The 24,017-nt window shown below is 46.1% G+C and carries 27 protein-coding genes; 26 read left to right on the top strand and 1 reads right to left on the bottom strand.

The features are described 5' to 3' along the window. The first annotated feature begins 4 nt into the window (after window positions 1–4). The 10 genes from MFMK1_RS14690 to MFMK1_RS14645 all read left to right on the top strand — a co-directional run bounded on the left by MFMK1_RS14690 (window position 5) and on the right by MFMK1_RS14645 (window position 10,243). Window positions 5–877, top strand: coding sequence for an NAD(+)/NADH kinase (locus MFMK1_RS14690; protein ID WP_366922437.1), 873 nt, complete (start codon window positions 5–7; stop codon window positions 875–877). After that, the gene (gene mnmM, locus MFMK1_RS14685) at window positions 864–1,448 is read left to right on the top strand and encodes a tRNA 5-(aminomethyl)-2-thiouridylate-methyltransferase MnmM (protein ID WP_366922436.1); all 585 of its coding nucleotides are present in this window, start codon (window positions 864–866) and stop codon (window positions 1,446–1,448) included. The genes MFMK1_RS14690 and mnmM overlap by 14 nt, the downstream gene beginning before the upstream one ends. Continuing rightward, window positions 1,445–1,897, top strand: a complete 453-nt coding sequence (argR, locus tag MFMK1_RS14680; protein WP_366924960.1) for an arginine repressor — start codon at window positions 1,445–1,447, stop codon at window positions 1,895–1,897. Before mnmM ends, argR begins: the two co-directional genes overlap by 4 nt. A gap of 9 nt (window positions 1,898–1,906) precedes the next feature. Further along, window positions 1,907–3,574 (top strand): DNA repair protein RecN, encoded by a 1,668-nt coding sequence (gene recN / locus MFMK1_RS14675; protein ID WP_366922435.1) that lies wholly within the window; start codon window positions 1,907–1,909, stop codon window positions 3,572–3,574. A gap of 364 nt (window positions 3,575–3,938) precedes the next feature. Further along, window positions 3,939–5,309, top strand: coding sequence for a SpoIVB peptidase (gene spoIVB, locus MFMK1_RS14670; RefSeq protein WP_366922434.1), 1,371 nt, complete (start codon window positions 3,939–3,941; stop codon window positions 5,307–5,309). Between the two features lie 115 nt (window positions 5,310–5,424). Then, window positions 5,425–6,195: a sporulation transcription factor Spo0A gene (spo0A, locus tag MFMK1_RS14665; RefSeq protein ID WP_366922433.1), complete on the top strand. Its 771-nt coding sequence runs from the start codon at window positions 5,425–5,427 to the stop codon at window positions 6,193–6,195. Window positions 6,196–6,322: 127 nt separating this feature from the next. Continuing rightward, window positions 6,323–7,441, top strand: a complete 1,119-nt coding sequence (gene steA / locus MFMK1_RS14660; RefSeq protein ID WP_366922432.1) for a putative cytokinetic ring protein SteA — start codon at window positions 6,323–6,325, stop codon at window positions 7,439–7,441. A 14-nt stretch (window positions 7,442–7,455) separates the two neighbouring features. After that, window positions 7,456–8,145 carry a glycosyltransferase family 2 protein gene (locus tag MFMK1_RS14655; protein ID WP_366922431.1) on the top strand — a complete coding sequence of 230 codons (690 nt, stop codon included), beginning with the start codon at window positions 7,456–7,458 and terminating at the stop codon, window positions 8,143–8,145. Further along, window positions 8,138–8,959 (top strand): hypothetical protein, encoded by an 822-nt coding sequence (locus MFMK1_RS14650; protein WP_366922430.1) that lies wholly within the window; start codon window positions 8,138–8,140, stop codon window positions 8,957–8,959. Before MFMK1_RS14655 ends, MFMK1_RS14650 begins: the two co-directional genes overlap by 8 nt. A 204-nt stretch (window positions 8,960–9,163) precedes the next feature. Continuing rightward, the gene (locus MFMK1_RS14645) at window positions 9,164–10,243 is read left to right on the top strand and encodes a DUF3866 family protein (RefSeq protein WP_366922429.1); all 1,080 of its coding nucleotides are present in this window, start codon (window positions 9,164–9,166) and stop codon (window positions 10,241–10,243) included. A gap of 26 nt (window positions 10,244–10,269) precedes the next feature. On the opposite strand, the gene MFMK1_RS14640 is transcribed toward MFMK1_RS14645, so the two are convergent. Further along, window positions 10,270–10,401 carry a hypothetical protein gene (locus MFMK1_RS14640; RefSeq protein ID WP_366922428.1) on the bottom strand — a complete coding sequence of 44 codons (132 nt, stop codon included), beginning with the start codon at window positions 10,399–10,401 and terminating at the stop codon, window positions 10,270–10,272. A 78-nt stretch (window positions 10,402–10,479) separates the two neighbouring features. On the opposite strand from MFMK1_RS14640, the gene MFMK1_RS14635 reads away from it, so the two are divergent. From MFMK1_RS14635 to spoVAC, 16 genes are all read left to right on the top strand, one after another. Continuing rightward, window positions 10,480–11,004, top strand: a complete 525-nt coding sequence (locus MFMK1_RS14635) for an NUDIX domain-containing protein (protein WP_366922427.1) — start codon at window positions 10,480–10,482, stop codon at window positions 11,002–11,004. 26 nt (window positions 11,005–11,030) lie between these two features. Further along, window positions 11,031–11,717 carry a hypothetical protein gene (locus MFMK1_RS14630; protein ID WP_366922426.1) on the top strand — a complete coding sequence of 229 codons (687 nt, stop codon included), beginning with the start codon at window positions 11,031–11,033 and terminating at the stop codon, window positions 11,715–11,717. Window positions 11,718–11,765: 48 nt separating this feature from the next. Next, the gene (gene spoIIM / locus MFMK1_RS14625) at window positions 11,766–12,386 is read left to right on the top strand and encodes a stage II sporulation protein M (RefSeq protein ID WP_366922425.1); all 621 of its coding nucleotides are present in this window, start codon (window positions 11,766–11,768) and stop codon (window positions 12,384–12,386) included. 193 nt (window positions 12,387–12,579) lie between these two features. Beyond that, window positions 12,580–13,695: an alanine dehydrogenase gene (gene ald, locus MFMK1_RS14620; RefSeq protein WP_366922424.1), complete on the top strand. Its 1,116-nt coding sequence runs from the start codon at window positions 12,580–12,582 to the stop codon at window positions 13,693–13,695. Between the two features lie 40 nt (window positions 13,696–13,735). Then, a complete protein-coding gene (locus MFMK1_RS14615) occupies window positions 13,736–15,100 on the top strand; it encodes an alanine/glycine:cation symporter family protein (protein ID WP_366922423.1) in 1,365 nt (454 codons plus the stop codon). Between the two features lie 88 nt (window positions 15,101–15,188). Further along, window positions 15,189–15,509 (top strand): hypothetical protein, encoded by a 321-nt coding sequence (locus tag MFMK1_RS14610; RefSeq protein WP_366922422.1) that lies wholly within the window; start codon window positions 15,189–15,191, stop codon window positions 15,507–15,509. 77 nt (window positions 15,510–15,586) lie between these two features. Further along, the gene (gene xerD / locus MFMK1_RS14605) at window positions 15,587–16,477 is read left to right on the top strand and encodes a site-specific tyrosine recombinase XerD (protein ID WP_366922421.1); all 891 of its coding nucleotides are present in this window, start codon (window positions 15,587–15,589) and stop codon (window positions 16,475–16,477) included. A gap of 18 nt (window positions 16,478–16,495) precedes the next feature. Further along, complete coding sequence (locus MFMK1_RS14600) at window positions 16,496–17,722, top strand: phosphopentomutase (protein ID WP_366922420.1); 1,227 nt, start codon at window positions 16,496–16,498, stop codon at window positions 17,720–17,722. Beyond that, window positions 17,719–18,531, top strand: a complete 813-nt coding sequence (locus MFMK1_RS14595) for a purine-nucleoside phosphorylase (RefSeq protein ID WP_366924959.1) — start codon at window positions 17,719–17,721, stop codon at window positions 18,529–18,531. Before MFMK1_RS14600 ends, MFMK1_RS14595 begins: the two co-directional genes overlap by 4 nt. Window positions 18,532–18,556: 25 nt before the next feature. Next, window positions 18,557–19,882: a pyrimidine-nucleoside phosphorylase gene (locus MFMK1_RS14590; RefSeq protein WP_366922419.1), complete on the top strand. Its 1,326-nt coding sequence runs from the start codon at window positions 18,557–18,559 to the stop codon at window positions 19,880–19,882. 90 nt (window positions 19,883–19,972) lie between these two features. Beyond that, window positions 19,973–21,115 (top strand): D-alanyl-D-alanine carboxypeptidase family protein, encoded by a 1,143-nt coding sequence (locus MFMK1_RS14585; RefSeq protein ID WP_366922418.1) that lies wholly within the window; start codon window positions 19,973–19,975, stop codon window positions 21,113–21,115. Between the two features lie 198 nt (window positions 21,116–21,313). After that, window positions 21,314–21,652, top strand: a complete 339-nt coding sequence (locus tag MFMK1_RS14580; RefSeq protein WP_366922417.1) for an STAS domain-containing protein — start codon at window positions 21,314–21,316, stop codon at window positions 21,650–21,652. 54 nt (window positions 21,653–21,706) lie between these two features. Further along, on the top strand, window positions 21,707–22,105 hold the full coding sequence (spoIIAB, locus tag MFMK1_RS14575) for an anti-sigma F factor (RefSeq protein WP_366924958.1): 399 nt from the start codon (window positions 21,707–21,709) through the stop codon (window positions 22,103–22,105). A gap of 14 nt (window positions 22,106–22,119) precedes the next feature. Continuing rightward, entirely contained in the window at window positions 22,120–22,902 is a 783-nt protein-coding gene (gene sigF, locus MFMK1_RS14570; protein WP_366922416.1) for an RNA polymerase sporulation sigma factor SigF, read from the top strand. 236 nt (window positions 22,903–23,138) lie between these two features. Further along, entirely contained in the window at window positions 23,139–23,354 is a 216-nt protein-coding gene (locus tag MFMK1_RS14565; protein ID WP_366922415.1) for a dodecin family protein, read from the top strand. Between the two features lie 100 nt (window positions 23,355–23,454). Beyond that, the gene (spoVAC, locus tag MFMK1_RS14560) at window positions 23,455–23,943 is read left to right on the top strand and encodes a stage V sporulation protein AC (RefSeq protein WP_366922414.1); all 489 of its coding nucleotides are present in this window, start codon (window positions 23,455–23,457) and stop codon (window positions 23,941–23,943) included. Window positions 23,944–24,017 lie beyond the last annotated feature (74 nt).

The following is a 24,017-nucleotide window of genomic DNA, read 5'->3' as shown; positions in this document are numbered from 1 at the left end:
CAGAATGAAAGTAATCGGATTGATAATAAATGCTAAAAAACCACGGGCGCTGGAAGTTGCGGGGGAAATGATTACCTGGCTGGAAAAGCGAGAAGTTCGACTTGTTTTACCGCTCGCTAACGCTCAGCTGGTGGGTCGGGAGGAATTGGGGCTGCCCGAAGAGGAAATAAGCAGTCAAGCCGATTGTATCTTGGTATTGGGCGGGGATGGAACCTTGCTTAATACTGCCCGCTCAGTGGCACCTAGACAAACACCGCTGCTAGGAATTAATCTAGGTCAGTTGGGGTTTCTTACAGAAATTGAACTGCCCGATCTGTTTCAGGGACTGGAAAATTACCTTGAGGGTAATTTTACCGTTGAAGAACGGATGATGCTGGAAGCCCGGGTTTTACGTGAGGGTCTTGTTGTAGATAAATTTTTTGGACTTAACGATATAGTTGTTACAAAAGGCGCTTTTTCCCGGATGATTTTATTAGAAACCTACGTTGGTCAACATTATCATACCACTTACCCAGCTGATGGTGTCATCATATCTTCACCGACCGGGTCTACGGCTTATTCTCTTTCTGCCGGCGGACCGTTGGTCAGCCCTAACGTAGAAGTGATGGTAGTAACACCAATTTGCCCCCATACTCTGTCTGCCCGGCCGCTGGTATTATCGTCTCAAGAGACAGTTCGGGTAGTGGTGCGTTCAGCAGTCGCGGAAGTTATGCTTACTGTAGACGGGCAGCACGGTTTTAAACTTGAAGAAAGTGACGAAATCACCATTCAAAGAGCGCCTTTTACCACCAAATTGGTGCGCTTGCATGGGCGTGGCTTTTACGAAGTACTGCGGGAAAAATTAAGAGGAGAGGACGGCCGCTGTGGCAAAAAATAGATTATTTATTAATGCGGTTCAAGAGGCAAAAAGATTGATGTCCCAGGCCGTGGCCATTGGTGATGTATGTCTTGACGCTACTTGTGGCAACGGACATGACACCCTTTTTTTAGCGAATCTGGTTGGTGCCCAGGGAAAAGTATTCGCTTTTGATGTTCAACAAATGGCCTTGGACAGCACCCAAAAACGCCTCCAGCTGGCCAATGTGGCTGAAAGGGTATCCTTGATAAATGACGGGCATCAGCAGATGGCAGAATATGTTCATGAGAAAATTGCCGGAGCCATGTTTAATCTTGGCTATTTACCGGGTGGTAACAAGGGATTGGTAACAAAGCCTAATACCACTGTTGCGGCCCTTGATATATTAACGGAGCTTATGCTCCCTTATGGTCTGATTACTTTAGTGCTTTATACCGGCCACCCCGGCGGTGAGGAGGAAGCCAAAAAGGTAACCGCTTGGGCGGATGCTTTGCCACAGGATGGGTGGGATGTGATTTCATTTAGCTTTCCCAATCGGGAGAATAACTCACCGATTTTACTGGCCATTCAGAAACGAGGTGAACAGTGTTGAAAGCGCGGAGACAGAAAAAAGTTATGGAATTAATAGAACAATTCGAGATAGAAACTCAAGAAGAACTGGTAGCGGTATTGAGAAAGGATGGGTATGACATTACCCAGGCGACTATTTCTCGGGATATCAAAGAATTAGGTCTGGTTAAGGTGCCCGGTGGGGATAAGGCCTATCGTTATGCGCTGCCCCAGGAGCAAAGAGGCGGCAATTATCGCCTGCGACTGGAGCGATTATTCAGGGATTCGATGATATCCATCGATTACAGTGAAAACCTAATTTTAGTTCGTACTCTGCCTGGGACTGCCAATGCAGTGGCTTCCTGCCTGGACCATGTGGCGTGGAAAGAAGTTATCGGAACTGTGGCCGGTGACGATACTATTTTGGTGATTATTAAACCAAAAGAGGCAGTGGGTGAAATATTGGAACGTTTTGACAGCCTATTGGCGTAGGAGGATACTATGCTAAGAGAATTAAGCGTGGAGAATTTTGCCTTAATTGAACAATTACATATAGAATTTACAGCCGGATTGAATGTATTAACCGGTGAGACCGGAGCGGGCAAATCTATCATTATTGACGCTGTTGCTTTGTTATTGGGCGAAAGGGCGAGCCAAACATATATCCGCACTGGGGCTGATGCAGCTGTGGTGCGCGGTCTATTCGAAACGACACATCTGCCGGAGGTTAAAACGCTATTGTCCGAGATGGGTCTGTCTCGTGATGAAGAAGATAATTTGCTGCTGTCTAGGGAAATATCCGCGGCCGGCAAAAATACCTGTCGCGTCAACGGCCAGGCTGTTACACTTGCCATGTATCAGCGGCTGGGGAAAATTTTGGTGGATATCCACGGCCAACACGACCACCAGTCCCTCCTAATCGCCAACACGCAAAAACAGCTGTTGGATGGCTTTTGTGGCGATGAACTGAGTGCTGCGGTGGCGGAGATCGGTAAAGTATATTTGCAGTGGCAGGAAACACTGAAGCGGCTTGACGATTTAGAAAAAAAAGCCCGAGACTTGGCCCGGGAGGAAGAGTTTCTCCAATTCCAAGTGACGGAAATTGACAAGGCACAGTTATCGCCGGGTGAGGAAGAGGAATTAGAGGCCGCAAGGCGTCGCCTGGACGGAGCCGAAATACTGCTGGGTTCTGTAGAAAAGGTCCGTGCTCTGCTTTATGGAAACGGCGCTGCAAAGGAGAGTGCCTACGATTCGGTGAGCCAAGCGTTGGCAGACATTCGTACCATGTTAAAATATGATGATAGTGTCACTCCAATGGCGGAAACTTTGGAACAAATGCTTTACCAAATAGAAGAATGCGCAGCGGAGCTTCGGCATTATGGTGAGGGAATGACACTTGACCCGAAACAGGTGGAAGAGACAGAAAATAGACTACAGCTCATCAGGCAGCTTAAAAGAAAATATGGCGGCAGCATAAAAGAGATATTGGCTTTTAGGCAAGAAGCGGCCGCTTCTTTGGAAGAATTACAGTTTAAGAACGAAAACAAGGACTTTTTGCGCCGGGAAGCCGGCAATATGGAACAGCATTATACTAAACTGGCTCAAAAAATAAGCGATTTGCGTCATCAAGGCGGTGAGACATTAGCCAAACATCTCGGCGCCCTATGGGAAGATTTGGGTATGGAGGATACAAAGTTTCGGGTCCAAATCGACCAAGTTTTACCCGGCCCTGACGGGCGTGATACTATAGAGTTTATTATCTCGCCAAACCCCGGAGAAGAATTAAAACCGCTGGCGCGCATTGCATCCGGCGGGGAGATGTCTCGGATTATGCTGGCACTCAAGACGGTACTGGCAGAGATAGACCAAGTGCCTACGTTAATTTTTGACGAGATTGATGCAGGTATTGGTGGTGAGACCATTGGCCGGGTAGCCGAAAAATTGGCAGCTATCGGTAAACATCGCCAGGTGCTTTGCGTTACTCACAGCCCACGTATTGCAGCCAAGGCCCGAAAGCATTTTGCTATTAAAAAGCAGATTGCCAGCGGCCGCACAATCACTAATATTTCAGCTTTAAAAGAAGAACAACGAATTGCAGAGCTTACCAGAATGTTAGGCGGTAATGATCTGTTAACAACGCAGCATGCAAAAAATTTATTAAAAAAGTAGAGATAATAGATATTAAAGGACTGTCTTTTTAGGGCAGTCTTTTTTTAATACTTTTTTCATAAAATTTTAAGTGAGCGGCAAAATATTTTTAAAGAAAAATTGATTTTGTCAAAAATTGAAGCTACCTTTCTCAGACGCCTGATTTATTGAAAAAGATAGCTGCTGGAAGTTTTACCGGCAGATTTGACAAGGGTTTCATAGCATAAAAGCAACCAAGACAGGTTAATTTAATGTTAGAACTCGAGTTAAATCAACTTCTGCAGAAGATGAAGAGTTTTCCAGGGAAATATTTTCCGACTCATTTCATTTAGGAGGTAGGAGTAACTAAAGCGTCCTCGTGGGAACAAGGCAGGAGGGTAAAAAAGTGCAGAATTTCAGAAAAAGCACGTTTTTAGGTTTGTGCTTGATATTTCTAATGACCACAGTTAGTTTTACGTCTCAGGTACGAAGTTTTCTAACCCTCCCCACCCAACAAAGAATTCCGGTCGGCGAACAAGTAAGACTGGATTTAGACTTTCCTAACGAGATCATGGAAAAGCTGAGCCTCGATGTCAGGACAGAAACTGACGGAGTGCTCAAAATCGATGGCAGCGAAATGATATCAGAAAAAGTGTTAGGTTTTTCTCAAACTTGGCCGGTGGCAATTCAACCGGGAAAAGTAAAGCTAAATTTAAAACTATTTGGTATAATTCCCTTGCGTCAAATGACAGTAAATGTAGTTGCCCAAAATAAAGTTTACCCTGGAGGCCAGTCTATTGGCGTGATGCTTCAAGCCCAGGGAGTATCCATTGTTGGGTATTCACCGGTAAAAGGGCACGATGACAGAAACCATTTTCCCGCTAAAGAAGCTGGTGTGGAAATAGGTGACCAAATAATCAGCATCAATGGTGTTCAGGTAGCTACAGACAAAGAAGCGGCTAGAGTTATTGATAAGGCCGGTGACAGCAAACTGCCGGTGGAAATGATATTGAAAAGAAATGACCGAAAAATTGAAGTATCTATTGCTCCCGAGTATTGCAAGGAAACAGAGCGCTATCGAATTGGACTGTTTATTCGAGACAGCGCTGCAGGAGTAGGTACACTCACCTTTTTTGAGCCGAATAGCAAGACCTACGGTGCCTTGGGCCATGTGATAATTGATGCAGAAACCAATAAACAGATTGACCTCGGGCATGGTAAAGTAGTATCAGCAGCGGTGCACGGTATTCAACAAGGAAAAAAAGGTCAGCCAGGTGAAAAAATAGGGATCTTTCAAGAAAAAGGTATTAGAGGAAATATAGAGAAGAACACTACGGTAGGTATATTTGGGGAAATGAGCAAAATACCAGAAAACCCTTATTTTGATAGTCCACTACCGGTTGCTTTGGTTAATCAAATTCAACCTGGTTCTGCAACGGTTTACACGGTAGTTGACGGAAACAAGATAGAAAGGTTTTCTATAGAAATTGAGCGGGTAATGCCGTACAATCGAATAGAAGGAAAGGGAATGGTAATTCGTATTAACGACCCGAAGCTTCTTTCCATTACTGGCGGCATAATCCAGGGAATGAGTGGTAGTCCCATAGTTCAAAATGGTAAGCTGGTTGGTGCGGTTACCCATGTATTTATTAACGATCCAACAAGAGGATATGCGGTACCTGCCGAATGGATGTTAAATGAGACAGAATCAATTACCAAAACCAGGACTATCAGCAAAATAGATCCTGGTTTTTTACATATTTCACGAAATTCGTAGAACTTTAGCTGAATTTAGATATTTAGCACTTTTTACCACTTACAGCAGGATTATTTTATTTCGTCGTCGAAATTGCTTTTAAATTGAAATATTTACAGGAGGCGGGATGTATATCATGAATGATTCAATTAATGTCTTGATTGCAGACGATAACAAGGAGTTCTGCAATATTCTGCAAAGTTACTTTGCAGAGCAAGAAGATTTATCACTGGTAGGTACAGCTTTTAATGGGACGGAAGCGATAGGCCTAATCCAGGAAAACGAACCCGATGTAGTAGTGTTGGATATCATAATGCCTCATTTGGATGGGATTGGGGTGCTGGAGAAACTTTCCAGCGTTGATGGAAAAAAGCCTAAAGTAATCATCCTTACAGCTTTAGGACAGGAAAGCATGACTCAACGCTCCATGCAATTGGGTGCCGATTACTACATTCTTAAGCCTTTTGACCTGGATGTGCTGGGGACGCGCATTCGTCAGCTGGCAAATGGAATGCCTAGCAATGAAAATGGTGTCAGAGGCGCATTTGTAAAAACGCGCAATCTTGATGTGGAAGTGACAAAGATTATTCATCAAATGGGTGTACCTGCTCATATTAAAGGCTATCAATATTTGAGAGACGCTATTCTATTCGTGATTGATGAAGTTAATTTATTGGGTGCGGTGACCAAGGAATTATATCCTATGATTGCTAAGAAGTATAATACGACCCCAAGTCGGGTTGAAAGGGCTATCCGACATGCTATAGAATTGGCCTGGGATCGCGGTAATGTGGACATGATGAATAAGTTTTTTGGCTATACCATCAACGTAGAACGCGGCAAGCCCACCAATTCAGAATTTATCGCCATGGTGGCAGATAAGCTGAGAATCGGTAAGGTTAGTTAAAAGAATAAAAAAATCATAAATTTGAACCGCTCGATAAAGGGGCGGTTTTTTTTATGTTTTCTCTTAACCTAAAAAAGGGGTATAGGTTACATCATTATTGTTCCATACTACTATTAGGTGAAAAGGAATGCGAATTAGGGGAAAAGTTAGAATTGATAAAAAAACCAAAAACTTGGCCAAACGGTTGAAACCAGGTGATATCGCCATCATTGATCATCGCGATATTGATGAACTGGCGGCGCGAAGCTTATTAGCGTCTAAGGTCAAAGCGGTTATTAACCTAGGTCAGTCCATCAGCGGCCGATATCCTAATCAAGGTCCGCTATTATTGGTAAAGAGCGGGGTAACACTGTTGGATGCTGATAGTAGGCGGCTGGTTGATATGTTAAGTGAAGGACAGGTAGTAGAAATCCAGGGCAGCGGTATTTTCCTTGGGGAAAAGCAAATCGCCACCGGAACTATACATACTGTAAGTTCCGTTACCAGCCAATTGAAAGATAGTTTGGGCAATTATCGCAATGAGTTGACTAAATTTGCTAAAAATACTTTCGATTATGCTGCTAGAGAGATGGACTTATTGTTGGACGACCTGGCAGTTCCGCCACTACCGGTTGACTTTAATGGGCGTCATGCCCTGGTAGTGGTGCGTGGGCATAATTATCGGGAAGATTTAGGTGTGATCGAAAGCTATATCAGAGATGTTAGACCAGTGCTAATCGGGGTGGACGGCGGTGCCGATGCACTATTGGATTCTGGTTTTAAGCCGCATTTAATTGTCGGTGACATGGATAGTGTGTCCGACGCCGCGTTAAAGTGTAACTCCACATTGATTGTCCACGCTTATCCCGATGGTCGTGCCCCGGGAATGGAACGGCTTCACCAGCTGGGTCTAACTGGACATAGCATCGCGGCTCCTGGCACTAGTGAAGACATTGCCATGCTGTTAGCATATCAACAAGGAGCAGATTTAATAGTAGCCGTGGGCAGCCATTCTAATGTCTTGGATTTCCTCGAAAAAGGCCGCCCGGGTATGGCCAGCACGATGCTAACCAGGATGAAGATAGGCCCGGCCTTGGTGGATGCCAAAGGCGTTAGCAAATTATATCGGCAGCAGGTGAAAGTCGGCTATGTGGCGCAGCTGATGGTTGCAGCACTGGTGCCCATTACACTAATTGCTTTGGCAGCACCGGAAACTTTTCAAATAATTCGACTAATGCTGATACGGCTTAAATTTTTGTTTTTTTAAAGGTGGTTTGCTGTATGAAGGACGATGTCTCTGTCATTATTCCTGCTTATAATGAAGCTGCTGTAATTACTGCCACGCTTAATTCCTTAAACAGCCTGCCGCATATCAAGGAAATTGTGGTGGTGGATGATGGGTCAAATGACGGGACCGCTGAAAAGGCTAAAGCTGCCGGTGCCCAGGTTATTGTGCAACCCTTCAATAAGGGGAAAGGTGCGGCGTTAACCAGGGGCTTACAGGAGTCATTGGGGGAGTATATTTGTTTCTTGGATGCCGATTTAGGGGAAAGTGCCGCATGCGCCGCCAAATTGTACCAGCCAATTAAAGTAGGTAACGCTGACATCGCTATCGCCGCATTTCCGCCTGCAAAATCTAAAGGCGGTTTTGGTGTTGTTACAAATTTGGCCCGGTTTGGCCTACGTTCTTTTACCGGCAAGGAATTTCAATCGCCGCTCTCGGGACAGCGGGCCATGAGTCGAGGGGCAGCAGAGAGGCTTGCACCCTTCGCGGACGGGTTTGGGGTTGAAGTTTCGTTTACCATTGATGCATATCGGGCAGGTTTCCGTGTAATAGAAATACCGGTAGAGATGTTTCACCGGGAAACGGGCCGGGACTGGCGGGGCTTTTACCATAGGGGCAGACAGTGCTGCCATGTAGCCAGGGTGTTTTTAGAGAAAGCTCGGGATAGGGGGCGGGGCTTTGACTGAAATAATAACAGTATATTTATTGGCGTTGTTTAATTATGCCTTGGCTCGCTCCATGCAGCCACCCCTGATGGCCTTTTTGAATCATAGTGACATTACCCGGAGCAATCACGCGGGTCATAAGATACCGTATTTAGGAGGACTAACCCCGCTTTTTGGCGTGGCCGGGGGTCTGTATCTGGCAGCTTTGCTGCTTCCTGTTAAGCGGGAGGCAGCTTTATTGTTAGTTGCTGCTATGATTATGGGCGGGGTGGGGTTTTTGGATGACTTGTGGGGTGGTGACAGCAAAGGTTTTAGAGGGCACATATCGGCCCTGATGCGTCAGAGAAAGATGACCACAGGGTTTGTAAAAGCAGTTGGCGGGGGCCTGACCGCTTTTGCTGCCGCAGTTATTTATTCTTCTATTCCCTGGGTGGTGGTTGTTAATACCCTGATGATTGCTTTGACCACTAATTTTTTAAATTTAATGGACTTGAGGCCAGGGAGAGCGTTAAAGCTATTTTTCTTTGTCGGTGTTCTATTGCTTTTAATACCCGGCCCTTTTTTGCCAAAAGGCCTGATCTGGCTGATTATTGCTCCGGCCCTGGTTTTTTTTCCTTGGGACTTAAGCGGCGAGGCTATGTTAGGTGATGTAGGGGCAAATATTTTGGGGGTATTGCTAGGGTTGACAATGATGTGGGCTCTGCCGGAAATGTTAAAAGTGGCTCTGGTTGCTTTATTGGTTGCGTTGCATTGGTATGGGGAAAAAGTTTCCTTTACTCGTGTAATAGAGGGAAATAATCTTCTTAATAGGTTGGATCGGTTAGGAAGGGATTAAGCAATATGCTTGCAAAAGAACTAGCTGCTGTTTATCGTGCCTTGGTGTGGTGAGTAAGGAAAGCGGTACTGCTGCCGCAGTGCTTAAGGTAAGGAGACCATTTTAGAATATTAATAAAGCATTGCAGTCAAAGGTATACTAAGTAATGCATTTTACCTTTTGGATTATCAGCCTGTTCTTTTGGGGAAAAGGTGGAAGAGATTAATGATTTGCTTTAGTCAGGGTGAAGTGACAGCAGTTATGGGTCATCGACCGGGAGTAACAGAGATTAATATTAAATTGGAACTTGGTGAGGCTGCTGCAATAAACTATGACCTGCTCACTGGTACTGTAGCAGTGGGCGACTTAGTGCTTGTCAATACCACTGCCGTGGGACTTGGATTAGGCAGCGGCGGCTGTCATTTCGTCATGGCCAACATCAATAATACAGGTCGGGAGAGCTTGCGACCTGGGCATATTATAAAATTGCGGTATACCCCTAATCAGGTTAAAGTATTGGCGGTGGAAGAGCCTGCCAGCCCGTATTATGAGGAATTCAGAGTTTCTGAGGATTTGGGCGGCATGCCTGTGGTGTTAGGATTGCTGCACAGCATGCTTCCTTATGCTGCTGCCGGTATTAAAGCGGCTGACAGTACATTACGGGTTGCTTATATAATGAGCGACGGCGGGGCACTGCCTCTGGGCTTTAGCAAAATGGTACCAAGTCTCAAGCATAGGGGTTTTTTGGACGGAACTGTTACCATTGGGCATGCTTTTGGCGGTGATTTAGAGGCGGTCAACATTTATACGGGGCTGTTGGCAGCCAGGAATGTGCTGAAGGCCGATGTCGCTGTGGTTACCATGGGGCCGGGAATCACCGGTACGGGCAGCACCTTTGGTTTTAGCGGTATGGAACAGGTGTCTTTTATTGATACCGTAGACCGGTTGGGCGGCAGGCCTTTTGTTATTCCACGTCTTAGTATGGCCGATCCCAGACCAAGGCACCGGGGCGTCAGTCATCATACCCTTACAGTTCTTGATATGGTTCATTCCCAGGCAACCGTTGTATTCCCCAAACTAGAAGATGAATGGGAAGAAATCCAAGATGATGTAGAAGTAATTGCCCAAGGCCATAAGGTGGTTGAAGTTGACGGCATGCAGGCCCATCATTTACTGATGAAAAGTAATTTGAAAGTTAATTCTATGGGAAGAGAGTTCGAGCAAGATCCGGCGTTTTTTCTTGCGGCCGGTGCCGCCGGTATATTAGCCGGCCGCAGGGTGGCTAAGAGTATTTGCGGTCGCTAAAGTTAATCCTAGGAAGCGCCCAAAATTTATGCAAGGTTTTTATTAATGAATTCTTGTACCGTAGATTGAGTTTTACCCAATTCACGCAGATAAGGGAGTAATTCCTTGATGGAACCCCGCCAATAAACCTGATTTTTCATTACCAACTGTTCGATCATTTATTGATACCCCTTTTCGCGGTATGATAGTATTAGACTATGGTTCTAAATGGCAAAATATACCTGGAGGGGAAACTATTGTCTTTAAAAGAAAAGACTCTCGCACAGAAGCAAATTTTTCAAGGAAATATGATTAGCCTCAGATTAGATACTGTGGAGCTGCCCAACGGCAAGGAATCCACCCGGGAGGTGGTGGAGCATCCCGGTGCTGTTACCATATTGGCCTATACCGAGGAAAAAGAGTTATTAATGGTGCGCCAGTATCGTTACCCGATCGCTCAAGAGACTCTGGAACTGCCCGCGGGAAAGCTAGACCACCAGGAAGACCCGGCTCGATGTGCGGCCAGAGAACTAGAGGAGGAGACGGGATATAAACCAGGCACAGTAGAATTGTTGGGTACGTTTTATACGTCCCCAGGGTTTTCCGATGAAATAATGTATCTCTATCGGGCGGAGAATCTGGAAGAAGGAGAGCAATGCTGTGACGAAGATGAATTTGTCCAGGTAATCAAGCTTTTTCGGGAAGAAGCAGTTGAAAAAATCAGCAAAGGAGAAATTACGGATGGTAAGACTATTACCGGCATTTTGTGGCCCGATCAATAAGAAAATTAGCTAAGGGGGAATAGTATTTGAGCAGGCCCAGGGTGAGCGTAGTATCAGATGCCAGCGGTGCGGCAGCGGCGGCACTGCTGGGAGATATAGTGGTAATCGTCGATGTGATTGACATGTCTACCACTATAGAAAGTGCCATAGAAGCAGGAGCCTGGCAGGTATTTGGCGCCGCTCCCGATAACGCTAACCCGCCGGTACCGGTAGTGCCGGAAAATATTGGCCGACAGGCTGCTAAATCAGCTCTTAAGGATGGGCGGGATATCATTCTCGCTACTGAACCACGTTGGGCCAGTCCTGCCCAGCGGGAGCAAAATGCTAGAAGGTTCATTTCCGGTGTCCGTGATCAGGGCGGCAGCATCAGTAAAATAGTTCCCAATGCCGGTGCGGAAATTTGTAAGCTTTGTACTTTGGAGGGTGCTGTATTGGTGGTAGTCAGTGATACGGGAGGCACTGCCTTTGATGCGGCCTTCAATGCCGGTGGTATCGTGACCACCGCTACCGTAGCCCGTACTTTAGCGAAAAAAGGGATAGAACCATCCTTTTCTGGTGCTGCCAGAGCAGTGGCCTTAGCCCGGCAATACTCCAGCAATGTCAGTGTTGTTGCTGCCAGTGCCAACTCTTGGGAAGATATATTAGCGGCCCAATTTATCGCCCAAATCATCCAAAGCAATTTGTCCGGTCAAGTCCCACCGCAGCAAGCATAAACCATCCACCCCTGCATACATATAGTTAAAGCAGGTGAGGTGGAGCGAATGAAACTCAAAAGCCGAATTGGGCAATATCTGCAGGCTAATTTGGCAGTATTCATCCTTATAGTCTTTATCTTCGCTGCCGGTATTATTTCCGGCGCTTTAGGCATAAATTCTCTATCCCAACAGCAGCAACTGGACTTGTTAAATTATGTGGATACAGTGCTTCAGGGCAGCGGCGATTGGCAGGTTGACAGTTTAGGGCTGGCCAAGACGGCTGTTTGGTCAAATATTAAGTTGATGCTTTTGATTTGGTTTTTGGGATTGACTGTAGTAGGTATTCCGGTGGTAGGTGTAGTGGTATTTCTTCGCGGCGCGGTATTGGGATTTACTGTGGGCTTTTTAGTACAAGAGAAAGCATTTGCCGGGGTATTGCTAACTATTCTTTCCGTGCTTCCTCAAAATCTCATCTTTGTACCGGCACTGCTGCTTGCTGCTATCAGTTCAGTAGCTTTTTCGTTACAACTCTTACAAGGCAAGTTTTCTCGGGGCTTGGTGCTGTCTCAGTATTTGTTAGGCTATACTGTCTTATTTGGGGTAGTGATGGGTGTAGTGAGCCTGGGTGGGTTGGTTGAGGCCTACATCTCGCCAGCATTCATCAAACTGATTGCGGTTTACTTCTAAACAAAGAACTAAGGAAATAATTTAAATAATATGTACGATTTCAAATACTCCTTCGGTGGAGTATTTTTTCTTTTTTAGACCCCCATGTTACGCAGTGATTTTGAAGTAGATTAGTTTAAATACATATTTATTCGCTAGGGTAAAAAGATACTAGTAACAATGTCACTTCATTTAAGAAAGGCGGCTTCAAATTATGATAATAGGAATACCGAAGGAAATTAAAAATAACGAAAACAGGGTGGCGATTACTCCTGCTGGAGTAGCTGCTTTCACCCAACAGGGACATAAGGTAATGGTGCAGAAAGATGCGGGTTTGGGCAGCGGCATTACTAATGAAGAATTCACTGTTCAAGGGGCAAATATCTTGGGTTCTGCTGCAGAGGTTTGGGAGAATGCAGAGATGATTATCAAGGTAAAGGAACCGCTTTCTGAAGAATACGGCTATTTTCGGGAAGATTTGGTGCTATTTACCTATCTGCATCTAGCGGCGGAAGGCGAATTGACAAAAGCCCTGGCAGAAAAGAAAGTAACTGCCATTGCTTATGAAACAATTCAACTGGATGATGGCAGTCTGCCGCTGCTAACACCAATGAGTGAGGTAGCCGGCAGGATGTCGGTTCAGGTAGGCGCTCAATTGTTGGAGAAACCCAAAGGGGGGCGCGGCGTGCTGTTGGGTGGTATTCCCGGTGTCCCGCCGGCGGACGTAGTAATTATCGGCGGCGGAGTAGTCGGTACCAATGCTGCTAAGATGGCTCACGGTTTGGGCGCATCTGTAACTATCGTTGACCTTAATCCTAATCGTTTGCGGCAGTTAGATGATTTGTTCGGCGGAAATGTGAATACATTAATGTCCAACTCTGTCAACGTCCAAAAGGCTGTTTCTTTTGCAGACTTGCTTATTGGTGCTGTGCTTATTCCCGGGGCTAAAGCGCCGCATATTGTCACCGATGATATGGTGCGGGGTATGAAGAAAGCTGCAGTTATTGTTGATGTTGCCATTGACCAGGGTGGCTGTATCCAGACGATTGACCATGTCACTACCCATAGTGAACCTACTTATGAGAAGTATGGTGTGCTCCACTATGCCGTAGCCAATATTCCCGGTGCAGTGGCGCGAACTTCCACCTTCGGATTGACCAATTCAACCCTTCCTTATGCGCTGCAGTTGGCGAATAAGGGTTGGCTTCGGGCCGTAAAAGAAAACGAACCATTGTCTAACGGAGTAAATGTAGTAAAGGGTAAAGTGACCTACCGGGCAGTGGCGGAAGCCCACGGTATGGAATATGTGGATTTGGAAACGCTAATATAGTAAATTCTATTTTTAAATATCAACAGAGAGGTGATAAAAAATGGCGGCATTTACTGAACTGCTAAGTGATATAAGTAGCTGGGTCTGGGGACCCTACATGTTGACCCTGTTGGTTGGCACGGGAATTTACCTCACCTTTAGGATGAAGTTTTTACAAATACGCAAATTACCATATGCGCTCTCACTTGTCTTTAAAAAACCTGATAAAGAAGATCAGGGAGAAGGAGATATTACTCCATTCCAGGCACTGATGACTGCTTTGGCAGCCACCATCGGTACCGGGAATATTGCCGGTGTGGCTACTGCTATTGCTGCCGGCGGCCCAGGTGCGGTATTTTGGATGTGGATTACCGCGCTTTTTGGTATGGCAACCAAATATGCGGAAGCTATCTTAGCGGTGAAATACCGTATTAAAGACGAAAAGGGAGAAATATCCGGCGGACCCATGTATTATATTAGCCGGGGCTTGGGCTGGAAATGGCTGGGCACTTTATTCGCTGTTTTTGCATCTGTGGCAGCTTTTGGTATCGGTAATACCGTTCAATCAAACTCTGTGGCTGATGCTATTAAGACCTCTTTTGGCATTGACCCCAGAATTACCGGGATAATTCTTGCGGCTCTGGTGGCTATGGTTATTCTTGGTGGAATTAAAAGCATTGCCCGGGTAACTTCCTGGTTGGTTCCGTTAATGGCCGTGTTTTATATTTTGGGCGGGCTGTTAATTATTATCATTAACTTCTCTGAGATCCCGCGGGCCTTGGGAATGATAGTCGGTCAGGCATTCACTGGTACTGCCGCGGCGGGCGGCTTTGCCGGCTCAGGCGTCTTATTGGCTATAAGAATGGGTGTGGCCCGAGGGGTATTCTCTAACGAGGCCGGTTTGGGCAGTGCTCCTATCGCCGCAGCGGCGGCAAAAACAGACTTCCCCGGCCGCCAGGCTTTGGTATCTATGACAGGGACATTTATTGATACTCTGGTAGTTTGCACCATTACTGCGTTAGCTATTATTTCCAGTGGCATGTGGAACTCAGGTGAGACCGGAGCGGCATTGACGGTGATATCTTTCCGGGAAGGGTTACCCGGGCCGGGTGGATTAATTGTTAGTTTAGGTATCGTATTTTTTGCCTTTTCCACCATTCTCGGCTGGGCTTATTATGGTGAGAAATCTTTTGAATATCTATTTGGTTTCAAAAGCATAAAGTGGTATCGCTATGCTTGGATTGTGGCCGTTTTTCTTGGTACTTCAATAAACCTATCGTTGGTGTGGAGCGTGGCCGACATCATGAACGCTTTGATGGCCATCCCCAACTTAATTGGTTTATTGGGGCTTAGCGGTGTTGTAGTGGCGGAGACCCATCGTTTCCTTACTGAAAGCGAGTTGGGTAAGAAAGTACGGCGAAGTTAGCAATTCAAAAAGGCAGCTGATGTTCTAAACCTGGGCATGTTCACATATCTTTTCAGTATATAAATGTGAACAGGAAGGATGAGGCAGGGTGCTGATAGTAGTCACCAATGCTCGGGTGAAACTGGCTGCGCTGCGGATAGTCTTATTGTTCGGATTGCTGCTTTTGATTGGCCTCAGTTTTAACAATCTGATGGTAGATGTAGCCGAGAATGAAGACTTGAACCATGCTCCCGGTCAGCCGGTCAGAGTAGAAAACCCGGCTAAACAAGATTTAGGCAAAGCGGCGGTTCAGGCAAGCCCTGGGGTGGAGCAAGACCTAACTCCGACGCCGGCCGACGGTGAAGCGGGGGAGGACTGGTTCGGTGGTTTTGTATCAAAGTTAAAAGAATATTATCAGGGAGGAAGATAATTGCGGTTAACGCAGGAACTTCCTCTTTTTTTGTAGAAAACCCTACCAAAGTTAATTTGGAGAGGGATGCTGCTTTTATGGCTAATTATTGGGTGGAGGAGTTTTTGCATTATCTGGCCGTGGAGAGAGGACTGGCGGAAAATACACTTTCTTCTTATCATCGGGACCTGCACCAATTTCTGGAGTGGCTAAAGGAACGGGATATAAAAAGCGTAGAAGCAGTACATCGTAACCATATCATGGCTTACCTGCTTAAACTGCAGCAAAAAGGGCGTGCGCCGGCTACAGTATCCCGGCACCTGGCAGCTTTGAAATCCTTTTATCATTTTCTTACCCGTGAAAGTGCTGTAGAAAAAGACCCGACAATTAACTTAGATTCACCTAAATTAGCAAAGAAACTCCCTCATGTGCTGAGCCCCGATGAAGTTGTTGCATTGCTGGATCAACCCGATACTGGCAAAAAAGCGGGGCTGCGGGATAAGGCGATGTTGGAACTGCTTTATGCCACGGGACTGAGGGTGTCGGAATTGATGGCCCTTGATGTACCCCATCTTAATCTGGAACTGGGCTTCGTGCGCTGCTTCGGCAAAGGGGCGAAGGAACGGATTGTACCCATGGGTTCGGTGGCTGCCCGCTGTCTTAATGAATATTTGGAAAAGGGAAGAAATAAACTAATTAAGCATTTTGATGAGCCGGCACTATTTGTCAATCAACACGGACGGCGCTTAACCCGTCAAGGTTTTTGGAAGCTGTTAAAGAAATATGCGGTCGATGCGGGGATTAATAAAGATATTGCCCCGCATACCTTAAGACATTCTTTTGCCACGCACCTGTTGGAGAATGGTGCGGATTTGCGGGCTGTGCAGGAAATGCTCGGGCATGCGGATATTACCACCACTCAAATTTATACTCACCTTACCAAAAGCCGGATTAAAGAAGTGTATGATGAAACACACCCTCGCGCATAGCGGACAGGAGGTCTTTATTTGATACGTCGTGTAATTTTAATAGTCCTGGATAGTGTGGGAATTGGTGCTTTGCCTGATGCGGCAGAGTATGGAGATGCAGGTGCGAATACTTTGCTTCATGTGGCGGAGGGCGTAGGCGGCCTAGCACTCCCCAATATGAGCGATTTGGGTCTAGGTAATATTATCCAGGTACCCGGAATACAGGCGATGGACATGCCCAAAGGTGCTTTTGGGAAAATGCAGGAAAGGTCGGCGGGCAAGGATACTACTACCGGCCATTGGGAAATGTCCGGTGTGGTACTGGAGCAGCCTTTTCCCACCTATCCACAGGGTTTTCCACCTGAAATATTAGAACCCTTCAAACAGCAGATTGGGCGCGGTATTTTGGGTAACAAAGCGGCTTCAGGCACGGAAATAATTCAGGAATTGGGCAGGGAACACATGGACACCGGTTTCCCGATAGTTTACACCTCAGCGGACAGTGTTCTTCAGATCGCCGCCCACGAGGATGTAATCCCCATAGAAGACCTTTATCACATGTGCCGTGTCGCCAGAAAGATATTGACCGGCGAGCACGCTGTCGGCCGGGTGATTGCTCGGCCCTTTATCGGCCAACCGGGTAATTTTACCCGTACGCCGCGACGGCATGATTTTTCTTTACAACCACCGGAAAAGACGCTGCTGCAATTGGTGGCGGAAAGCGGAGAAGAAGTGATGGCGGTGGGTAAGATCAAGGATGTTTTTGCCGGCGTTGGTATCACTAACTCCTTAAGCAGCACCAGCAATGAAGAAGGGGTACTGCGCATTAAAGAATTCCTGCAGCAGGATAAGGCGGGTCTTATTTTTGCCAACTTGGTGGATTTTGATATGCTTTATGGTCACCGCAATAATATAGAAGGGTATGCCAAAGCATTGGCAGCATTTGATAAAGAACTGCCGGGAATTATGGCATTGATGTCTCCCGAGGATGTCCTGGTTATTACCGCAGACCACGGCACTGACCCGGGTTTTCCCGGTACGGACCATACTAGAGAGCATGTGCCGGTATTGGTTGCCGGTCGGCAGGTTAAGCCCGGGGTTGATATTGGTACCCGCAGAAGCTTTAGCGATTTGGGCGCCACTATCGCGGAACTTCTTCACTGCGGTTCCACCGCTCACGGTGAATCCTTTGCTAGGGAAATAATAGAATCAATAAGAGCCGATAACAATAATTTCAAAGGAGGGGACGACTCTTGGACAAGATGATAGCTAAACTGGAACAAACTATTGGATATCTCAAGGGTAAAGTTTCTTTTAATCCTCAGATAGGTTTGATACTGGGCTCAGGTCTCGGAGTACTGGCAGAAGAAATCGAAGAGCCCTTTATAATACCCTATGAGGATATTCCTAACTTCCCGGTGTCAACGGTAACAGGTCATAAGGGTCAATTGGTGTTTGGCAAACTGCAGGGTAAAGATGTAGTTGCAATGCAGGGAAGATTTCACTTTTATGAAGGTTATTCCATACAGGAAGTTACATATCCGGTTCGTGTTATGAAGAAGTTGGGTGTTGAGACGCTTATTGTTACTAATGCAGCTGGTGGTACCAATTCGAAGTTTGAGGCGGGGGATTTAGTATTAATAAGTGACCATATTAACCTAACTGGGACAAATCCTTTAATTGGACCGAATTATGATGAATTTGGCCCAAGATTTCCGGATATGACCGAGGCATACGCTCCTGAGTTACGAAAAACAGCAGAAGAAGCTGGTGATGAACAAGGCATACCGCTGAAGGATGGTGTCTATGGCGGGCTGGCAGGACCAAGCTATGAGACACCGGCGGAAATAAATTATCTCAAGACTATCGGCGTGGATATGGTGGGCATGAGTACGGTGGCGGAGGTAATTGTGGCACGCCATGCTGGAATAAAAGTCTTGGGAATTTCTTGTATTACCAATATGGCTGCTGGCCTAGGACATCATTTGTTAAGTCATGATGAAGTGATGGATACTGCGGAAAAAACAAAATCGAAGTTTCTGGGATTGGTGCGGTTAGTGGTGCAGCGTTTGTAAATTTAAGAATCGGGAGTGTGTACCAATGAGGGTTTATGATGTTATTGCAAAAAAAAGAGACGGTGCGGAACTCAGCCAAGAAGAAATACAATTTCTATTGAACGGCTATGCAGCCGGCGATATTCCCGATTATCAAATGTCCGCCTTTACCATGGCGGTTTTTTTTCAAGGCATGACTGCTCGGGAGACGGCGCATTTTACCCAGGTGATGCTGCAGTCCGGAGACCAAATAGATCTTTCAGACATACCCGGTGTGAAGGTAGATAAGCACAGTACCGGCGGGGTAGGCGATAAGACTACCCTGGTGGTAGCACCGTTGGTGGCTGCAGCAGGCATTCCGGTGGCGAAAATGTCTGGCCGAGGTCTGGGTCATACCGGTGGTACCTTGGATAAACTTGCTGCCATCCCCGGCTTGCAGGTGGATTTGGCGCCGGAGCAATTTTTACGCCAAGTAAGAGAAGTAGGCCTCGCTGTGGTGGGTCAGACGGGGAATCTGGTACCGGCGGATAAAAAGCTTTATGCGCTGAGGGATGTTACCGCCACGGTTAATAGTCTACCCTTGATTGCTTCTAGTATCATGAGTAAAAAGTTGGCCTCGGGGGCGGACAAGATTATTTTAGATGTTAAGGTCGGCAGCGGTGCCTTCATGAAAACTGCCGAAGAAGCTTTTGCCTTAGCCAAAGCTATGGTGGACATTGGCAGCAGTATGAAGCGGGAGACCACTGCTTTAGTCTCTGACATGGACCAACCATTGGGTAAGACGGTGGGCAATGCTTTAGAGGTTGTGGAGGCGGTGGAAACCTTGAAGGGACACGGTCCTGAAGACTTGCGTCAGCTTTGTCTTGAACTAGGTGCACGGATGTTGGCTGCTGCTGGAAAGGCAGCAGACGAACACCGCGGTAAAGAGATACTGACGGAACTTTTGCGTAACGGCTCCGGCCTCAAGAAACTCAGGGAAATGGTTACGACTCAGGGTGGTAATGCTGAGGCCCTGGAAAATTATAATCTGTTGCCTCGGGCGCAGGTAATTATTCCACTTTATAGTAAAACTAATGGTTATATCAGTCATTTGCACGCGGAAAAGGTTGGCTTGGCGGCAATGGCGGCCGGTGCCGGTCGCAGCCGGAAAGAGGACGAAATTGATCTGGCGGCCGGAATAGTTTTAAAAGCTAAAAGAGGGGATAAGGTTGCCGTGGGTGAGCAACTCGCGGAAATTCATGCCGCAGATGAGAGGCGTGCGGCGCAAGCAACGGACATGTTGGCTGAAGCATTTACCTATGGGCAGCCGGAGAAACATCCTTTAATATTAGGTTTTGTCACCGATACTGGGGAATACCGGAATGCGCCTTAAACTTGTCATATTTCCCCTTGCCGGATAATAAAGTAGAGGTATGAAGCCCGTTGAACGGGCCTTAACCTTAATTTCCGGGAGGGAATACCGGTGAAAAGGAAACTTGCTTTTACACTTATATTCACTATGTTGTTTTCTGTCATGGTTGTAAGCGGCGCGTATGCCGTTGATTTGAATTTGGATGTGGAAAGTGCTGCTTTAATGGACGCGGCTACCGGAAAGTTGCTTTATGACCAGGATGCCCATAAAAAATGGTACCCGGCAAGTATGACTAAAATGATGACTCTAATAGTGGCCTTGGAGGCGGTGGAGCAGGGCAAAGTGCAGTTGACCGACAAAGTCACGGCCAGCGAAAATGCCTGCAGTTACGGCGGTTCCCAGGTTTGGCTTGAACCCGGGGAAACATTTACTCTGGAAAAGCTTTTGATTGCGGTGGCGGTGGGTTCGGCAAATGATGCCAGTGTGGCAGTAGCCGAATACATTGGCGGTACGGAAGAAAATTTTGTAGACATGATGAATAAGCGGGCTAAGGAGTTGGGTGCGAAGAATACCCACTTTGTTAATTCTCACGGACTGCACGATGATGATCATTACACCACTGCCTACGACATGGCTGTAATCGGCCGGCACGCCACAACCATGTCAAAGATGATGGAAATTGTTTCAACGGAATATTATGAGTTCAGGGCGGAACCGGAATTGAAGCTTTGGAATTTAAATAAGCTGCTGTGGTGGTACAAGGGAGCAGACGGTCTTAAGACCGGTACCACCTCTATTGCTAAGCGCAATCTTACCGCTACTGCTCAACGGGAGGGGCTAAGACTGGTCGCGGTGGTAATGGGTGTGGAGAAAAGAAACGGCCATTTTTCCAACGCTATGAATCTTTTAAACTATGGTTTTAATACCTTTAAATTCCACTCAACTTACAGCAAGGGTGATAAAGTGGGTATCGTGGATGTGAGCAAAGGACTGCTTGAACAGATAGATGCCGTTGCCAGTGATAATGTAGGTTTCCTCTCGGAAAAAGGGGAAGAAGTAAAAGTGGAAACAAAAGTTAATCTTGAGCAATATGTGGAGGCGCCGATTGAAGCTGGGCAGAAATTGGGGGAAGTGGTGGTGTACAATCAGGGGGAAGAGGTAAATCGGGTAGACCTGGTGGCAGCTCAAGCTGTTGAACGGGCGGGATTTTTCCACATTTTAAAGAAGACTTTTCGTAATATATTAGGAAAATAGATATTTTAAAAGCAGCTTCGGCTGCTTTTTTTGTGCAATAACTTGACAAAATGGTGCCTGACACCATTTTGTCAAGTTATTTTTTCTATTCTTTAGAAAACCGTACTTCGACATTCTTAGCCAAGTAATTTAGCAGGATTTGCCAACTGATCTATCGAATAATCCATGGCAGAGCACCGAAAAAAGGGGGGCCTTAGTTTGAATTTAAAGGTCAAACATTATGGCAATACATTAAAGGTATCCGTCAGCGGCGAATTAGATATGAAGGTCGCGGAACGATTCCGGCAGGTGCTGGATAGAGGATTAGAACAGCATCCGGATTCAAATTTGTTATTGGATCTGTCAGGGGTTAGTTTTATTGACAGTTCTGGTCTTGGTGTAATACTTGGCAGGTACAAGAAGCTGATTAAAGACGGTCGGGTGATGGTAATCAGCGGTGCCCGGCCTGTGGTGGAGCGTATTTTGGAGTTATCGGGAATTATGAAGATCATCGGCGTTTACCCAACCGAGTCCGATGCACTATCCCAACTATCCTAAGGGGGAAGAACGGTGAAATACGAAAATTTGGGCAAGTTATTAAACAGCTTAAAAATGGAATTTACAAGCGTGCCGGATAACGTGGCGCTTGCCAGGGTTACGGTGGCCAGCATGGCCGCCCAGTCTGACCTTACTTTAAATGACCTGGAAGAAGTCAAGGTTGCAGTATCCGAGGCAGTTTCTAATGCCATCATTCACGGCTATGAGACTAGTCCTGACGGGCAGATCAACCTGGAAATAAATCGCTATGAGGAATTTCTGGAAATAGTGGTGCAGGACGAGGGGAAAGGTATTGAGGATGTCCAACAGGCCATGGAACCTACATATTCTTCAGACCCCGAGCGGATGGGATTGGGATTCGTTTTCATGCAGTCTTTTATGGATGGACTGGATGTTAAATCAGAGCCCGGGCGGGGCACGCTAGTACACATGTTAAAAAAGTTAAGTAAGTAAGGGAGAGCAGCGCCATGGTTGGTCGTTTATCCGAAATGAATCTGCCTCGTTTCCCTCTTCTCTCTGATCAACAACAAGTGGATTTGCTGGAGAAAACCAGAAATGGAGATGAAGAGGCCCGGGAGCAGCTAATAAACTGCAACTTGAAATTAGTCTTTAATGTCGTCAAGCGTTTTGACAATCGAGGTTATGATTTGGATGATCTTTTTCAAATCGGTACCATCGGGCTTATTAAAGCTATTGATAAATTTGATATGTCTTATGGGGTGAAGTTTTCTACATATGCAGTACCCATGATTGTCGGGGAAATCCGTCGTTTCCTTAGGGATGATAGTCCGGTGAAGGTGAGCCGTTCGTTAAAGGAAATTGCCGGAAAGGTTAGAATTCGGAGGGAAGAATTAAGTAAAAATATGGGGCGTGAACCCAGCATTAATGAACTTGCTGAGAGCTTGGACATACCAAAGGAACAAATAGTGGAGGCCCTGGAGGCAGCCCAATTGCCCAGTTCCATCTATGATACACTTTATCAGGATAGTGGTGATCCCATTTTTGTATCGGACCAACTAGGCAGCACCAAGGAAGACGAGAATGTTTGGTTTGATAAAATTGCTTTAAAGGATTTACTGATGTCATTGTCTGAAAAGCATCGAAAAGTGTTGCTAATGCGCTTTTTCCAAGATAAGACCCAAACAGAAGTAGCGGAAGTGATAGGATTATCCCAAGTTCAAGTTTCGCGGATTGAAAGACAGGCCCTAAAACAAATCCGCCAGTTACTGGCGGATAACGAAAAAAGGTAAGATGGGGTTGTGTGCGCAATAACAGTGCCTTCGCGGGAGCCTCTGGACTCTGGGTCTCCGGGCTCCATTCCCGGCCTCAGACCTGCTATTACTTATCACCATATTATCAAACAATTTAAACAATTAACAACGGGCCAAGGTCATGATAAAAAAGTGACTTTGGTCACATTATTTTGGTATATAATTTGCAAGATGAGCTAAAACTAAAAACAGAAATTTGATAAGGAGGGATAAACATGCATGTAAAAGTAGTTGAACTAGTTGGTGAATCAGCTTATAACTGGAAGGATGCAGTGCAGGCAGCGGTGAATGAAGCTTCCCGGGGTATCCCCAACATTACTGGTGTGGAAGTCTACAATTTGACCGCTAATGTTCATAACGGCAAACTTAACGAGTACAAAGCTAATGTGAAAATTGCCTATGCCGATGATGGCGGTAATGCCTCGTTATAAAAGAGAAACTAAAAGCACCTGCCAAACGGTAGGTGCTTTACTAATTACATTGGCATGAAACTGTCTTACTAAGGAAACACTAAAATACGGAGGTGCTTTTATGGCAGCAACAGAAGGCGATTTATTGGATAAACAATTTCAGCAGGCAAAGAAACAAGCGGAACAGCAAGAGTATCAGCAGTTGGCCCAGCAGGTTAAACCTAGCCAGACTTGGCTGAAAAATGCTGTGGCTGCCTTTGTGGTGGGGGGAGCCATTACTGCAATCGCACAAATTATTCAAAATCTCTTTCAGGCTGGGGGCTTGACCTCAAAAGAAGCAGGTACTTCCACTTTGGTGGTAATGGTATTCTTGGGAGCATTTTTTACCGGCTTGGGTATCTATGATAACCTGGGGAAATTTGCTGGTGCGGGTTCTATTGTGCCAATTACCGGATTTGCAAATTCCATAGTTGCTCCGGCATTGGAATTCAAACGAGAAGGTTACGTCTATGGAGTAGCTGCTAAGATGTTTACTGTTGCCGGTCCCGTATTGGTTTATGGATTTGTAGTTTCGGTGATTATTGGTCTGGTGACATTTTTTTTGCAATGAAAAAGCAGTTAACAATGCACGACTGGAGTGAAATGGATTGGATAGAAACAAACGCATCGGTCAAAGAACGATAC

Origin of the sequence: Metallumcola ferriviriculae (assembly GCF_035573695.1) — a bacterium.
Taxonomy (GTDB): Bacteria; Bacillota; JADQBR01; order JADQBR01; family JADQBR01; genus Metallumcola; species Metallumcola ferriviriculae.
The sequence above is the reverse complement of the archived record's forward strand: the minus strand, read 5'-3'. Positions and strand labels throughout refer to the sequence as shown.